The sequence below is a fragment of the Kinneretia sp. DJ1R-11 genome (assembly GCF_025717595.1).
In the GTDB taxonomy this organism is placed as follows: domain Bacteria; phylum Pseudomonadota; class Gammaproteobacteria; order Burkholderiales; family Burkholderiaceae_C; genus Paucibacter_A.
Genome location: NZ_JAJIRR010000004.1, coordinates 186549 through 202254 on the forward strand (window position 1 = coordinate 186549; position 15706 = coordinate 202254).

The 15706-nt window shown below is 64.9% G+C and carries 9 protein-coding genes; 6 read left to right on the forward strand and 3 right to left on the reverse strand.

Annotation, left to right across the window (positions count from 1 at the left end; translation table 11 throughout):
* Positions 1-73: 73 nt before the first annotated feature.
* Together LNV23_RS09650 and hrpA are read right to left on the reverse strand one after the other, a co-directional pair.
* Positions 74-1912, reverse strand: a complete 1839-nt coding sequence (locus LNV23_RS09650; RefSeq protein WP_263562799.1) for an HDOD domain-containing protein — start codon at positions 1910-1912, stop codon at positions 74-76.
* A gap of 202 nt (positions 1913-2114) precedes the next feature.
* Positions 2115-6290, reverse strand: a complete 4176-nt coding sequence (hrpA, locus tag LNV23_RS09655) for an ATP-dependent RNA helicase HrpA (protein WP_411910559.1) — start codon at positions 6288-6290, stop codon at positions 2115-2117.
* Between hrpA and argA the strand changes: the two genes are divergently transcribed.
* The 4 genes from argA to LNV23_RS09675 all read left to right on the forward strand — a co-directional run bounded on the left by argA (position 6289) and on the right by LNV23_RS09675 (position 9888).
* On the forward strand, positions 6289-7638 hold the full coding sequence (argA, locus tag LNV23_RS09660; protein WP_263562800.1) for an amino-acid N-acetyltransferase: 1350 nt from the start codon (positions 6289-6291) through the stop codon (positions 7636-7638). The genes hrpA and argA overlap by 2 nt on opposite strands.
* Positions 7639-7755: 117 nt before the next feature.
* Entirely contained in the window at positions 7756-8028 is a 273-nt protein-coding gene (locus LNV23_RS09665; protein ID WP_263562801.1) for an oxidative damage protection protein, read from the forward strand.
* A gap of 310 nt (positions 8029-8338) precedes the next feature.
* Positions 8339-9391, forward strand: a complete 1053-nt coding sequence (locus LNV23_RS09670) for an extracellular solute-binding protein (RefSeq protein ID WP_263562802.1) — start codon at positions 8339-8341, stop codon at positions 9389-9391.
* 200 nt (positions 9392-9591) lie between these two features.
* A complete protein-coding gene (locus LNV23_RS09675) occupies positions 9592-9888 on the forward strand; it encodes an H-NS histone family protein (RefSeq protein WP_263562803.1) in 297 nt (98 codons plus the stop codon).
* 7 nt (positions 9889-9895) lie between these two features.
* On the opposite strand, the gene LNV23_RS09680 is transcribed toward LNV23_RS09675, so the two are convergent.
* On the reverse strand, positions 9896-10048 hold the full coding sequence (locus LNV23_RS09680; protein ID WP_263562804.1) for a hypothetical protein: 153 nt from the start codon (positions 10046-10048) through the stop codon (positions 9896-9898).
* A 167-nt stretch (positions 10049-10215) separates the two neighbouring features.
* Between LNV23_RS09680 and LNV23_RS09685 the strand changes: the two genes are divergently transcribed.
* Positions 10216-13314, forward strand: a complete 3099-nt coding sequence (locus tag LNV23_RS09685) for a putative bifunctional diguanylate cyclase/phosphodiesterase (protein ID WP_263562805.1) — start codon at positions 10216-10218, stop codon at positions 13312-13314.
* A gap of 9 nt (positions 13315-13323) precedes the next feature.
* Positions 13324-15357, forward strand: a complete 2034-nt coding sequence (gene dnaG, locus LNV23_RS09690; RefSeq protein WP_263562806.1) for a DNA primase — start codon at positions 13324-13326, stop codon at positions 15355-15357.
* The last annotated feature ends 349 nt before the right edge of the window (positions 15358-15706 follow it).

Consider the following 15706-nt stretch of genomic DNA (forward strand, 5'->3'; position numbering starts at 1 on the left):
CTGGGTCCTCAAGCGAGCAGCGCAGAGATGAGCGCGGACTATGGAGCGGGTTTCATTTGCTGCACCACGGCGTTCAAGCACCACCGCCGGCTGCAGGTGGCGCATTGCCACCGGTCAAGCGCTTGCGCAAAGCCGAAGGCCGGGGGCCCTCGCTCAGCGGCGGTGGCTGCTGGGCATCGAAGGTGGCCGGCGGCGGCGTCTCGGGATTGAGGGCCAGCTTGATGTCCTGCAGCCCCAAGCCCAGGGCGCGGGCATAGCGACGGGTGGCCGCCTCCACGCTGGGCTGGCGGCGCGCCTCGACTTGGGTCAGGGCATCGACCAGCTCATTGGCCAGACTGCAGGTCAGACGCAGCAGGTCGGCGTCATTGTTGGGGTGGCGCACGGCCGCTTCAGGCGCCTGGCGCCGGATCATGTGGACCAGTTCCTCGCCCAGGCTCCAATGCTTGGCAACGGCCGCGCCCAGCGCCTCCAGATCGCAGCCCAGCACGGCATAGGCAGCGGCCTTCTCGCTCATGCCCTGGGGATGGGGCTGATCCTCGCTCGGCTCGGGCGGCAGCATCAGCTGGCGGATCTGCTGGGCATCGTCCGGGAAGTGGTATTGCAACAGCAGGCGACCGAGGTTTTGCATCACCGTGATCAGGTAGACCACCTCGCCGTCATAGCCGGCCGGGCGCAGCACCTGGGCGATCTGCCCCGCACGGTGCACCCGCTTCATCAGGCTGCGCAACATGGTGGCCTGCAGCTCGCTCAGCGGCCCGGGCCAAGGTTTGAGCGCACGTGCCGCCTGCTGCACACCGTCCAGACCCAGCATGGCGATGGCGCGCTGCATATTGAGCACCGTGCCATCGACGGCCGCGCCGCTTTGCTTCAAGGAATTATTGACCCGACGCAGCAGTTCCAGGCTGAGCGCCATGTCTTGCAGCACCAAGGCCGACAAAGCGCTGGTGTGCTGGCGCTCCATGCTGGAGGACTGAGCAATGCGGCTCAGCCCCGGGCTGCTGCTGGGCAGATGGCCGATGCGCTGCAGCTTGTCCATCAGCAAGGCGATCGGGCCGCCCTGGTCGCTGGCCGCTGTGGTGCGCCAACCGTCCAGGGCGCGCAAGAGTGTGCGGGCGATGTGGTAGCGCTGGCGGGCCTGGCGGTCGGTGGCGCGGTTGCTGATGGCGCGCAGAGGGTCGGGAATAGGGTGCGGCGTTTCCCAGCCCAGGCGCACGAGTTCTCGGCCCAGTGGCTGCATCTGCCGCACGACGGCCTGCAGATCACTCTGCTCCAGCACAGGCCGGCCGCTGAGGATGCGGTGCAGCAGCAGGCCGACGCAAAGCACATCCTCCGCCGCCGACTCGCGCACGGCACGGCGGGTGACAGTGTTGAAGTCCACGGTCGCCGGAAACACCTCCTGCGCCACCTCCAAGCCCAGCACGCGGACCTGGTTGTTGGCACCGATGATGAGCGTGGCGCATTGGACATCGCGGTGCGCATGTCCGGCCTCATGGGCAAAGGCCAGCCCCTCGAGGTATTGGCAGATCCAGTCGGCCGCATCCACCGGCAGCGGCGCGCTCTGGCGCGCCAGGCGCTCGTCCAGAGTTTCGCCCAGGGCCCGGTCATAGGCCACAAACGGCCACTGCTCGACCTGGCCGATTTCAATGGCGTGGGCCAGATTGGGGTGCTGTACGCGCGAGGCGGCCTGGGCCATCTTCTGCCAATGCTCACTCGCCGCGGCACTGTTGGGCGCCACCCGAGGCATACAGAGAAACAGCTCCTGCCCCAGGCGGGCGTCATAGACCACCCACAACATGCTGCGCGCACTCTTGCTCAGCAAGGCACGCAACTCGAAGCGGCCGAAGCGGCGCATGGGCGCGGCCGCCACCGCAGGCTTGTCGGTCGATGAGGAAGAGGCAGAAGCGTCAGACACAGGCAAGCGGGCCCCAACAGGACATCATGGATCGTTATCGCCCTATTGGACACAAAGCCCGGCACTGCGGTTGCCGCAAGCTGAGAGGGAAAGGTGGCCTATTTCCCCCACCAAGCTTCAGCCCTGCAGCTGCGCCCGGACCTTGTGGCTCCGACCTGACATGCCCTGCGGGCAGATGTCAGTCTCGCCGCAAAGTCTGGACTCAGCCCTGCAGCTGCGCCCAGACTTTGTCCAGGCGCTTGACGCTGACCGGCTGGGGCGTGCGCAGCTCCTGGGCGAAGAGGCTGACGCGAAGCTCCTCCAGCTGCCAGCGAAAATCGGCCAGACGTGCATCCGACGTACCTTTGAGCTCGATGACGCGGCGCAAATAGCGCTGCTCCAAGGGCTTGAGCTCGCTCAGCAGCTTGGCGTCACGGGCGGCATCGGCGCGCAGCTTGTCCAGGCGGGCGGTCACGGCCTTGAGGTAACGCGGCAGGTGCTGCAGCTGAGCCCAAGGTGTGGCGCTGACGAAGTTCTTCGGGCACAGGCGCTGCAGCTGGGCCGTGATGTCCTCAGCCGCCTCCTTGCCGGCGCGCGCGTCCTTGAGCTTCTTCTGCGCCGCATGCAGCTCCTGCAGCACCACGCCGGTCTGGCGCGCCACTTCCTGGGCGATCAGGTTGAGCCGGCTGCGCCCCTCTTCGATGCGGGTCTTGAAGCTGAACTCGTCCTTGGGCAAGGGTTCGGCCAGGAAGGCTCGGTCCAGGGCCACGCCGATGATCTGGTCGCGCAGCTCCTCGGCCGTGCCCAAGCTCATGAACAGCACCGACATCTTTTGCAGGTCCGGGATGTTCTTCTCCAAGAATTTGAGCGGCTCCTTGAGCTGCAGCGCCACCAGGCGACGCAGGCCCAGGCGATGTTTGGCGGCAGCCACATCGGGCTCGTCGAAGACCTCGATCTCGACATGCACGCCACGGTCCAGCAGGGCCGGGAAACCGATCAGGCTTTGCGCGCCGCGGCTGACTTCCATCAGCTCGGGCAGCTCGCCAAAAGTCCAACTGGTGTAGGTCTTGGCGGATTCCTGCAGCGGCTTCTTGGCTTGCACCACCTCGGCGCGAATGCCGCCCTTGGCCACCGGCGGCAGCGGCTCGGCAGCAGGCGCCGATGAAGGCAGCTTGAGCGCCGCCAGTGCCTGGAAGGCCGAGCGCGCCTGGCCGCCCAGCTCTGACTTCAGCGCCGCCAAATTGCGGCCCTGGCCGAGCTGGCGGCCATGTTCGTCGACGACGCGGAAGTTCATGAACAGATGCGGCTGCAGCTGCTCAAGCTTGAAGTCATTGCGCTGCACGGCCAACTGGCTGCGCTCCTTGACCGCCTTTAGCAGCACCTCGACCAAGGCACCTTGGGCAAAGGGGTTGCTGGCGATGAACTCGGCGACGAAATCGGGCAGCGGCACCAGGCGCGAGCGCGGGCGCTGGTGCAAGCTCTTGAGCAAGGCCGTGATCTTCTGCGCCAGCATGCCGGGCACCAGCCACTCGCAGCGCTCCTCGCTGACCTGGTTGAGCGCGAAGATGGGCACATTGACAGTGACACCGTCACGCGCATCGCCGGGCTCGTGCAAATAGCTGACCGTGCAGTCGACGCCGCCCAGGCGCAGGGTCTTGGGGAAGGCCTCGGTGGTGACGCCGGCCGCCTCGTGGCGCATCAGCTCCTCGCGGCTCAGATGCAGAAGCTTGGGCTCGGCCTTGCTGGCCTGGCGGTACCAACGCTCCAGCGTGGCGCCCGAGCAGACCTCGGCCGGCAGCTGGCTGTCGTAGTAGGCATAGATAAGCTCGTCATCGACCAGCACATCCTGGCGGCGCGATTTGTGTTCCAGCTCCTCGACCTTCTTGATTTGGCGCTCGTTATGGGCAAGAAAAGGCAGGCGCGATTCCCACTCGCCATTGACCAGGGCCTCGCGGATGAAGATCTCGCGCGCCGCTTTCGCATCGACATTGCCGAAGTTCACGCGTCGATTGGCGTAGATGACGATGCCGTAGAGCGTGGCGCGCTCGAGAGCGATGACCTCGGCCGCCTTTTTCTCCCAATGCGGCTCCAGCAGCTGGGTCTTGATCAAATGGCCGGCGATGCCGGGCAGCCATTGCGGCTCGATCGCGGCAATGCCGCGGCCGAACAGCCGCGTGGTGTCCACCAACTCAGCCGCCACGATCCAGCGGCCCGGTTTCTTGCTCAGGTGAGCGCCGGGATGGCGCCAGAACTTGATGCCACGTGCGCCCAGGTACCAGTCCTCGTCCTCGCTCTTGAGGCCAAGATTGCCCAACAGGCCGGCCAGCATGGACAGGTGCAACTGCTCGTAGGTGGCGGGGCTGCCGTTCAGGCGCCAGCCCTGCTCGGCCACCACGGTATGGAGCTGGGAGTAAATGTCCTTCCACTCGCGCACGCGGCGCGGGCTGATGAAATTCTCGCGCAAGAGGGCTTCGTAGCGGCGATTGCTGAGCTTGTGCTCGCCGTGGCCACCCTTGGCCTCCTCGATCCATTTCCAGATCTTGAGGTAGCCGAGGAACTCGCTCTTCTCGTCGTCGAACTTCTTGTGCTTCTCGTCGGCCGCCTGTTGCTGCTCCATGGGCCGGTCGCGCACGTCCTGGCCCGAGAGCGCGCTGGCGATGATCAGCACCTCGTTGAGCGCCTCTCGGTTGCGGGCTTCCAGAATCATGCGGCCGACGCGCGGGTCCAGCGGCAGCTTGGACAGCTCGCGGCCCAAGGGCGTCAGCTCGTTCAAATCATCGACCGCGCCCAGCTCCTGCAGCAGCTGGTAGCCATCGGCCACGGCCTTGCGTGGCGGCGGCTCGATGAAGGGGAACTCATCGACCTGGCCCAGGCCCAGCGACTTCATGCGCAGGATCACACCGGCCAGCGAGCTGCGCAGGATTTCGGGGTCGGTGAAGCGCGGGCGTTCGTTGAAGTCCTTCTCGTCGTAGAGACGGATGCAGATGCCGTTGCTCACCCGGCCGCAGCGGCCCGCGCGCTGGTTGGCCGAGCTCTGGCTGACCGGCTCGATCTGCAGCTGTTCGACCTTGTTGCGGTAGCTGTAACGCTTGACCCGCGCGGTGCCCGGGTCGATGACGTAGCGGATGCCGGGAACGGTCAGCGAGGTTTCGGCCACATTGGTGGCCAACACGATACGGCGCTGGCCATGAGGCTCGAACACGCGGTCCTGCTCCTGCTGCGACAGGCGCGCGAACAGGGGCAGCACCTCGACGCCAGGCGGGTGGTGCTTGCGCAAGGCCTCGGCGGCTTCACGGATCTCGCGTTCGCCGGGCAGGAAAACCAGCACATCTCCGCCGCCCTCTCGCCACAGCTCGTCCACCGCGTCGCAGATGGCGTTGTTGAGGTCGTACTCGCGCGACTCTTCAAACGGCCGGTAACGCTGCTCGACCGGGAAGGTGCGGCCCGAGACCATCAGCACCGGCGCCGGGCCCTTGGCGGACTCGAAATGCTTGGCGAAACGGTCGGCGTCGATGGTGGCCGAAGTGACGATGAGCTTCAGATCCGGCCGGCGCGGCAGCACCTCGCGCAGATAGCCGAGCAGGAAATCGATGTTCAGCGAGCGCTCATGGGCCTCGTCGATGATGATCGTGTCGTAGGCCTTCAGCAGCGGATCGGTCTGCGTCTCGGCCAGCAAGATGCCGTCCGTCATCAGCTTGACGCTGGCGCCCGGCTGCAGGCGGTCCTGGAAGCGGACCTTGTAGCCGACGATCTCGCCCAGCGGCGTCTTCAGCTCGTCGGCAATGCGCTTGGCCACGCTGCTGGCGGCGATGCGGCGCGGCTGGGTGTGGCCGATCAGGCGGCCGGTGTTCGCGCGGCCGCGACCCAGGGCCAAGGCGATCTTGGGCAGTTGGGTGGTTTTGCCCGAACCGGTCTCGCCGCAGACGATGATGACCTGGTGCTCGGCCAAGGCCTGTGCGATGTCCTCGCGCCGGCTCGACACCGGCAAAGACTCGGGGAAGGTGATGGGCGGCAGCGGGTTGGCCGGCGGCAGCGGTCGCTCATTCTCTGGCCGAGGTGGCCGAGGTGGGCGCGGAGGGCGCGGCGCTTCCGCGGCCTGGGCAGCCGGAGCCGCTTGGCCCGCCTGTGCGGGCTGAAGTGGACGCGGCGGACGGCCCTGCCCGGCAGCACGGGCTGAGTTGGCTTCGTTGGGGGCACGACGGGCGGTGCCCGGCGGACGAGGGGGATGGGGGGGCTTGGCGTTCACGAGGCGCGGATTATCGTTGCCCCGCAACGGGCGGCTCCAAACAGGGGCAGGCGACTCCGAGTCCACGGGCCTGTTTCTCACCGAGTCGCCCCACCCCACTTCAGGCGCGCGCCACCAGGGAAGACCCGGAGCTGCGGCACAATCGCGGGCCATGAGCCTTGTCTTCCCCCACACCTTCGTCCCTTGGTTTCGCTCCGTCGCGCCCTACATCCATGCCTACCGAGGCGAGACCTTTGTGGTGGGCATGCCCGGCGAGTTGGTGGCGGCGGGCAAGCTCAATGCCTTTGTGCAGGACCTGTCCATCTTGCACGCCATGGGCATCAAGATCGTGCTGGTGCATGGCTTCCGGCCCCAGGTGAACGAGCAGCTGGCCGCCAAGGGCCAGCAGGCGCAATACAGCCATGGCGTGCGGGTGACCGACGCCGTGGCACTGGACTGTGCCCAGGAGGCCGCCGGCCAACTGCGTTTCGAGATTGAAGCCGCGTTCTCGCAGGGCCTGCCCAACACGCCCATGGCCAATGCCACGGTGCGGGTGGTGTCCGGCAACTTCCTGACGGCCCGCCCAGTCGGCATCGTCGATGGCGTGGATTTTCAGCACAGCGGCCTGGTGCGACGCGTCGATGCGGCAGCCATCCAGCGCGCCATCGACAGCGGCGCCGTGGTGCTGCTCTCCCCCTTTGGCTTCTCGCCCACCGGCGAGGCTTTCAATCTGACCATGGAAGATGTGGCCACCAGTGCCGCCATCGCCCTGCAGGCGGACAAGCTGTTGTTTGTCTGCGAAGTGGCTGGCGTGCGCGAGGACCCCAGCGACCCGGACAGCCCGGTCGATACCGAACTGGCCTTGGCCGATGCCGTGCGCATGTTGGCCCGGTCGCACAAACCGACCGCGGGCGCGACGCCGCCCATCGACGTCGACTTCTACCTGCAGCACTGCGTCAAGGCCTGCCAGGCCGGCGTGGAGCGCTCACACATTGTGCCTTTTGCCGTTGACGGCGCCTTGCTGCAGGAGGTCTACACCCATGACGGCATCGGCACCATGGTGGTCGACGAAAAGCTGGAAAGCCTGCGTGAGGCCGACTCCGACGACATCGGCGGCATCATTGCCCTGATCGAACCCTTCGAGCGCGACGGCACTCTGGTCAAGCGGGACCGGACCGAGATTGAGCGAGACATCGAGCTCTACACCGTGATCGAGCACGACGGCGTGATATTCGGTTGCGCCGCGCTGTACCCGTACGTAGAAGCGCGCACGGCCGAGATGGCGGCCTTGACGGTCTCGCCCGATGTGCAAGGCCAGGGCGACGGCGACCGTATCCTCAAGCGCATCGAACAGCGAGCCAAAGCGCAAGGCTTGGGCAGCATCTTCGTGCTGACCACCCGCACCATGCACTGGTTCATCAAGCGCGGCTTCCACCCGGTGGATCCGGAGTGGTTGCCCGAAGAACGCAAGCGCAAGTACAACTGGGACCGCCGCTCCCAGGTGCTGGTCAAAAAGCTCTGAGCTCAGACCCCCACAAACACAGACGGCCCACTCCACTATTGCCGGCGCGCTAGAGTCCGCGCCACCCAGCGCAAGCCCGAGCGACGCGCGCACACCCGAGAAAAGAAGGAACACACCATGGCACGCACCATCCACTGCACCCATCTGAACAAAGAAGGCGAAGGCCTGGATTTCGCGCCCTACCCCGGCGAACTGGGCAAACGCATCTACCAAAACATCAGCAAGGAAGCCTGGGCCCTGTGGATGAAGCACCAGACCATGCTGGTCAATGAAAACCGCCTCAATTTGGCCGATCTGCGCGCCCGCCAATACCTGGCCCGCCAAATGGAGCAATTCTTCTTCGGCGGCGGCGCCGAAGCGGTGGCGGGCTACGTCCCGCCGACGGCCTGAGCGACGCGAAGGCAAGAATTGCGGGGAGCGCTCACCTGCGCTCAGCGCAGGCGATGGGATTACCAACAAGTCTTCTTCGGCGGCGGCGCCAAAGCGGTGGCGCGCTACGTCCCGCCGACGCCTTGATCGCAAGCACCAGTTGATGGAGTGATCCTCACCGGACCATCCGCAAGCTAGCTCAAGCCGCGCTCTTGATGCATGCGCATGAATAAGCCCGCAATGCTCGGGCTTGTTTTTCAATCACAAACAAGAATAATTCTTGTTCAATGTAAACTTCGCCACACACACACACAGTTTGGAGTTTTCTTTCATGCGAAACCTTGCCTCTTCACTGACCCGCCCGCTTCTGAGCCTGGGGCTGTGCCTGGGCCTGGCTGCCACGGCCCAAGCGCAGGATCAGGAATTGAACCTCTATTCGGCTCGGCATTACCAAACCGACGAAGCCCTTTACGCCAATTTCACCAAAGCCACCGGTATTCGCATCAATCGTGTCGACACCGACGACGCCGGCCTTTTGGCTCGTTTGAAAAGCGAGGGCTCGGCCAGCCCTGCCGATGTGGTTTTGTTGGTGGACGCAGCCCGATTGTGGAAAGCCGAGGAAGAGGGTTTGTTTCTGCCGGTGAAATCCAGTCTGTTGAACCAGCGGATTCCCGAGCAATTGCGCGCCAAGGAAAGCGAGCAAGGCACGGCGTGGTTTGGCCTGTCGACCCGCGCACGCGTGATCGTTTACAACAAAATGAGCGTCAAAAAAGAAGACGTCCTCAATTACGAAGACCTCGGCGCGGCCAAGAACAAAGGCCGACTGTGCACACGCTCCGGATCGCATCCCTACAACCTGTCCCTGTTCGGCTCGGTGTATGAGCATTTGGGGGCAGCCGTCACCGAACAATGGCTGAAGGGCATGGTGCTGAATATGGCTCGCGAACCCAAGGGCGGCGATACCGACCAAATCAAGGCCGTGGCCAGCGGTGAATGCGCCATCGCCATCACCAACACCTACTACCTCGCGCGCATGATGCGGTCCGAAAAACCGGATGATCGCAGCAGCGTAGAAAAGATTGGTGTGGTGTTCCCCAATCAGCAAAGCTGGGGCACCCACATCAATATTGCAGGCGGAGCTGTGGCACGCCATGCCAAGAACCGGGCCAATGCCATCAAGTTCCTCGAGTATCTGAGCAGCGATGCCGCACAGGCTTACTTTGCCAATGGCAACAACGAATGGCCGGCCGTGGCCTCAGTGCGCCCGGCCAACCCGGCACTCGAAGCCATGGGGCGTTTCAAGAGTGAAACCATTCCCGTGGCCGTGGTGGGCAGCCATCAGCCGAAGGTGCAACAAATCCTGGACCGAGTCGGCTATAAGTGAAGCCTACCTGCCAGCCCGGCAGATACCGCGAGATGGTGCAGCGCTTTACTATTTAGCCAGGACGGTCTTAGCAAATAGCAGGCAATACTGTGTAGCAAACCACAGCCGGGTTTCGTGGGGCTTGTTTGATTTAGGGCTTGTATGCCTATAATGATTCGAACCCTATGGTGGGACTCCAAACCTTGCGAGGATTTGCATCAATGTCATCCCTGAAAGACCTCCTGGCCCAACGGGCTGCGCTTGACCAACAAATTTCAGAAACCAAGGAACGCGAACGCGCCGATGCGATCGCCAAAGTCCGTTCCCTGATGGCTGATTTTGGTCTGACCGCTGCTGACTTGAGTACTCGCGCGCCGAAGCTGGTGAAAACCTCCAAGGTCGCAGTCAAGTATCGCAATCAAGCGACCGGCGAGACTTGGAGCGGCCGTGGTCTGCAACCCAAATGGTTGAAGGCAGCAATCGCTGGCGGCGCTTCGCTGGCTGATTTCCACGTCTAAAAACGATTCAGGCCGCGCGCAGACATAATTCCTGCCCGGCCCAGTCGCTGCGCACCAAGCCGCCTTTCAATGGCGGCTTTTTCATGCCCGGATAAACCCTGGGCACCGGTTCAAGCAGATAGTTTCCCCCGAGTTCTTCCACCTGTTTGAAGGGGGCCAAGCTGCGGAGTTTCAGAGGCGGGCTGCTAGCATCAGCACGCTGATCCTGGGCCGTCGCTGTGCCCTCGGCCTTCAACGATCAACCGCTGCCCCCCCCCCGCGCCCAGGCCGCCAGCCCGGCGATCGACTGCCTTGGACGACACCTCCTCACTCCCCCCACCACACCATGTGCGCCGAAGTTCACTGGTCACGGCGAGCCTGAGCCTGCGCAAGCCACTGGCGCTCTTGATGGCCCACTTGCTCTGGGGCTGGTGGGTGATGCGGCTGGATCCCGCTGCGGGCTCGGGAACTGGTGTCCTCGTCCACCATGGCGGCTTGCTATGGGCGCCCGCCGGTCTGGCACTGGCAGCCCTTCTTTGCTGGGGTACGAGCCAGTTGCCGGCACTGTGGCTGGGCAATCTGGCGCTGGCCCTGATGCTGGACTCCCCACCCCTGCTGGCGCCAGCCCTGGCTTTCAGCCAGGTGTTCGGCCCCTGGGTCGCCATGCACTGGCTCAAATCGGTCGGATTCCAGGCGCCACTGCAGCGAGGTCGAGACATGGTGCAACTGATCACACTTGGCGGTGTGGTCGGCAGCGGCCTGTCAGCCTTAGGCGCCTGCCTGGCACTGCAAGCCGCCGGATTGATGCCCACCCGTGCGGCACTGCCCCATCTCCTGCTGAGCTGGACCGGCCAAGGATTGGGGGCGCTCGGGCTGACGGCACTGCTGATGCAGGCTGCACGATTCAGTCCCTCCCGCTTTGCCACCACGCCAAGAACTTGGCGCGCATTTTGGCTCGGCAGCAGCTTGGCCGCGGCCTGTCTGGCAGCCACGGTCTTGTTGCTGCAAGAGCCGCAGCTCGGTGTCGCCAGCCTGGCTTTGCTGCTGCTGACGCTGGGCTTGTTCAGCATCCTGGCCTTGCGCGGCCAGGGCAGCCTCGCCGCGGGAACGCTGCCTCTGCTTCTGGGTGGGCTGAGCCTGGCCACCGCTCAGACACAAGGGCCACTGGCCACGCTGAGCAGCATCGAACAAAGCGCCGCTTTGGCGCTTTACGGCTTCACGCTGAGCCTGCTGCCAGGCTTGCTGTTTGCGCAGCGCGCTGAAATGCATGAAGAGCGGCGGCATTGGCAAAGTCTGCTGGCGGCCACCGGCATCGGCTTGGCCGAATGGCGCCTCGGCCACGGCCAACGCGGGCTGCGCAAGGTGGAGCTCAGCAGCCAGGCCTGCCCAACCTGGGTGCGCCACACCGGCACACAACCCGAACGCGACGCTTGGCCCAGCGACTGGCTGGCGGCCGCCCACCCCTTGGACCGCGAACGCTGCCGCCAAGCGATCGAGAGCATGCTGCCGCCCGGTGGGCCTGATGAAATCCTCGAGCCCCTGCGACTGAATACGGCGGCCGGCCAATGGCATTGGTACGAACTCAAGGGCAGCGTTCAGCAGCGCGATGCCCAAGGACACAGCTTGCGTTTGCTGACCCTGCTCAGCGATGTCAACTGGCAGCACCAAGCCGAAGAGCGCCAACGCATGAGCGTGGCCTTGTTCCAGCATCTGCATGAGGGCCTGGCGGTCACGGACACCGACTACCGCGTGCTCGATGCCAACCCCAGCTTCTGCCGCATGCTGGGTTTGCAGCGTGAAGCCCTGGTCGGCCAGCTGGCTCCACCGCTGACCCTGCCGGTGCTACAGACCTCGGGCCTGAACCCCGAGCATCTGCAACAACAGCTCCTGAGCGAAGGCTTCTGGCAGGCCCGCGTCCAAGCGGCCCGCGCCGATGGCAGCGCCTGCCAGCTGCAGCTGACCGTCTCCAGCATCCCAGAGCCCAACGGACCGCTGCGCTACCGCGTGATCACCATGTCCGATCTGACCCTGGCCTTGCAGCAGCAAGAGCTGCTCGACCGTCAGGCTCGCTTCGACCCTCTGACCGGCTTACCCAACCAGGATGAGTTCATGCGCCTGTTGCGCCAGGGTCTGGACAGCTGCCAGCGCGAGGGTTTTCGCCTGAGCATCTGCCGACTGGACCTGGACCAGTTCAAGCACATCAATGCGGAGCTGGGCCCAGAGCGAGGCGACAGCCTTTTGCTGCAAGTGGCGCAGCGCCTGCAGTCCGCCCTGCGCAGCAGCCCGCAATGGTCGGATGTGGTGGCGCGCCTGGGCGGCGACGAGTTCGGCCTCTTGCTGCGCACCCATGGCCCGGAGGAAGCCCAACAGGCGCTGGAACGCTTGCTCTCGGTGGTGGCCCAACCCTACCAACTCAAGGCCGGCACACCCCAAAGTTTGCTTGAGCCCTCCCCCGTCATCAGCGAACTCAGCGCCAGCATTGGCGCGACCCTGTTCCCGCAAGACGACAGCGATGCCGAAACTCTGATGCGCCATGCCGGGCACGCACTTTACCGAGTCAAGCACGGCGGCCGCAAAGGATTCCAGCTCTTCGACACCGCCAAGCGCTTGCGCAATGAGGCCAGCCTGATTGCGCTGGCTCGTGTTCAGCAGGCACTCGACGCGGGTGAATTGCAGCTGCACTTCCAGCCCAAGATCGATATGCAAACCGGCCAAGTGCTGGGCATGGAAGCCCTGCTGCGCTGGCAACACCCCGAGCGCGGCTTGCTCGGCCCCGCGCATTTCCTGCCCTTGATCGAAAGCACCGGCCTGGGTGTGCAGGTCGGCGACTGGGTGATGGAGCAAGCGCTCAAGCACAGCGAGCAATGGCTGGCCCTGGGCCTGCGCCTGAACATCAGCGTCAACGTGACCGCCCGCCAGTTGCAGATGCCGGACTTTGCGCAGCGCTTGCTGGAACTGATTCAGCGCCACAGTGAGCCGGTGGCACGCCACCTGTGCCTGGAGGTGCTGGAGTCAGCCGCCCTGGCCGACATCAGTGCCACCCAAGCCCTGATCAAGCGCTGCCGCGGCTACGGCGTCAGCTTTGCCCTGGACGACTTCGGCACCGGCTACTCCACCCTGACCTATCTGCAGCGCCTGCCCGTCGATGCACTCAAGATCGACCGCTCCTTCGTGCAGAACATGTTGATCAACAGCCAAGACAGTGCCCTGGTCGAGGGCGTGATCGGCCTGGCGCGCAACTTTGGCTGCACGGTGGTGGCAGAAGGCGTGGAAACCGCGGCCCATGCACGCGCCCTGCTGCGCCTGGGTTGCATCCACGGCCAGGGCAATGGCATTGCCGAGGCCATGCCGGCCGGTGAGGTCGAGGCCTGGGTGCGGCAGTTTCCGCAATCGGGCTGGATGCAGGCGCTGCGCGCCCGCGAGGCCGGTGGCAGCGGCAGCTTGTAGACTCGCCGCGTGATTCCTCCCGGCTTTATCCAAGATCTCCTGTCCCGCACTGACATCGTCGAAGTCGTGGGGCGCCATGTCGAGCTGAAAAAAGCCGGCATTAACCACAAGGGGCTCTGCCCATTTCACGGCGAGAAGTCTCCGAGCTTCATCGTCAGCCCGACCCGCCAGACCTACCACTGCTTCGGCTGCGGCGTGCACGGCAATGCGGTCGGCTTTCTGATGGAGCACAGCGGCCTGGGTTTTGTCGAGGCTGTGCAGGACCTGGCTCAGCAGGCCGGCATGCAAGTACCGCAGGACGAACGCTCGGCCGAGGAACGCGAACGCGCCGCCCAGCAAAAGCAGCGCCAGGCCACCTTGACCGATGTGCTGCTGCGCGCCAGCGACCATTACCGCGGCCAGCTGAAAAAATCGCCTCGGGCCATCGACTACCTGAAGAAGCGCGGCCTCACCGGCCAGATCGCGGCCCATTTCGCCCTCGGCTATGCGCCCGAAGGCTGGCGCGCACTGGCCAGCGCCTTTCCGGCTTATGACGACCCCTTGTTGGCCGAGGCCGGCATGGTGATTGTTTCGGGCGAAGAAGGCGAAGAACAAAAGCGCTACGACCGGTTTCGCGACCGCATCATGTTCCCGATCCGCAATGTCCAGGGTGAAACCATTGGCTTCGGTGGCCGGGTGCTGGACAAGGGCGAACCCAAGTATCTGAACTCGCCGGAAACCCCGGTCTTCAGCAAGGGCCGCGAACTCTACGGCCTGTACGAGGCGCGCGCCGGCCTGCGCCAACGCGGCTACGCCCTGGTGGTGGAAGGCTACATGGACGTGGTGGCCCTGGCCCAAAGTGGCTTCAACAATGCCGTGGCCACCTTGGGAACGGCCTGCACGGCCGAGCATGTCCACAAGCTCTTCCGCTTCACCGAATCTGTGATCTTCAGCTTCGACGGCGACGCCGCCGGCCGCCGCGCTGCCGGCCGAGCACTGGAGGCCGCCCTGCCCCACGCCACCGACACGCGCAACGTCAAATTCCTGTTCCTGCCGGCCGAGCATGACCCGGACTCCTATGTGCGCGAGCTCGGCGCCGAGGCCTTCGAACGTTGCGTGCAGGAGGCGATTCCACTGTCGCGCCAGCTCATGGAGGCCGCGGCCGAAGGCTGCGACCTGGGCAGCGTCGAAGGGCGCGCCCGAATGCTCTCGAACGCCCGTCCGCTCTGGCAGGCCCTGCCGCAGGGCCTGATGAAGCGAGCCCTGCTCGGCGAACTGGCGCGCCGCGCCCAGCTGAGCGACCAGGACCTGATGTCGGCCTGGCAGGTGCAAAGCGAAGGCAGCCATGGTCGCAGCGGCACCCGTGAGGCCGGCCCACGCCAAGCCGCCCCCCGACGCGCCTTCGATGGCCCCGACGATGCGCCCGCCCACTATGACGAGATGGACTTCGCGCCGGCGGGCGGCGACTACGACAGCGCAGCACCACAAGCCCATGCCGGCGAGCCGCGCCCGGAGCGCAAGCCATGGAAGCCCAAAAAAGAATGGGTGGACGCCAAGGACTGGAAAGGCAAAGGCGGCTGGAAGCGCCGCGAAGGCGGCGAGGACTCGGGGCCACAGTTGCCCAGGCGCGCGCCCAGTTCGCCGGTCGACAACGCCCTGCGCATGCTGCTGCTGAACTGTGCCTGGTGGGAGCGCCTGAGCGCCGAAGACCACCAGCTGCTGCACCAGCTGCCCGGCGTGCACGGCGAGCTGGTGGCCTGGCTGGAGCGCCACCTGGTCCACCACGGTGCCAGTGCCTGGTCGGTGCTGGAGGCGGCCATGGCCGAGGACGGTGTGCTGGATTCGGCGCGCGGCCTCTTGGTGGACCTGTTCACGGAAGATGAGCCGCACTTCGAGGTCTTCCAGATGGCCATGCGCCAGCTCTGGATCGCGCAGCTGGGTGCCGAAGCGCAGCAATTGGCCATGAGCAACCCGCAGGGCGAGAGCCTGGAGCGATTCAAGCAGTTGCGCGCCCGTATTCAGAGCTTGCAGAGCACGGCCTTGGCGTCTGGGGAAAACGCCTGATCCTGATTTTTTGACTGCGGTCGCGAAGCGGCCTGTCAATATCAGCGATAATTCAGGGTTTTCGCGCGCGTCTCAAGAGTGACGGCATGTGCTTCCGGACCCGGCCACCCAGCGACACTGGGCACCCACAGCGGTATCAAGGCCACCTGTATCCGCCAAGCCTTGCATTGAAAAACGTACACGCTAGCTTGGTCGCGCCACGTTGCTGAAGGAGCCTGAATCGCAGGCACTGACGGCGGCGTCTGAATGCCACCTGGGTCGAGCTCCGCCTTGAAAAGCGCAGTGACCGCCCCCAGGTGGCTGCTGCATTTGCAAAACGCTGCGGCACACCGAGTTCAGCGAAAAATAT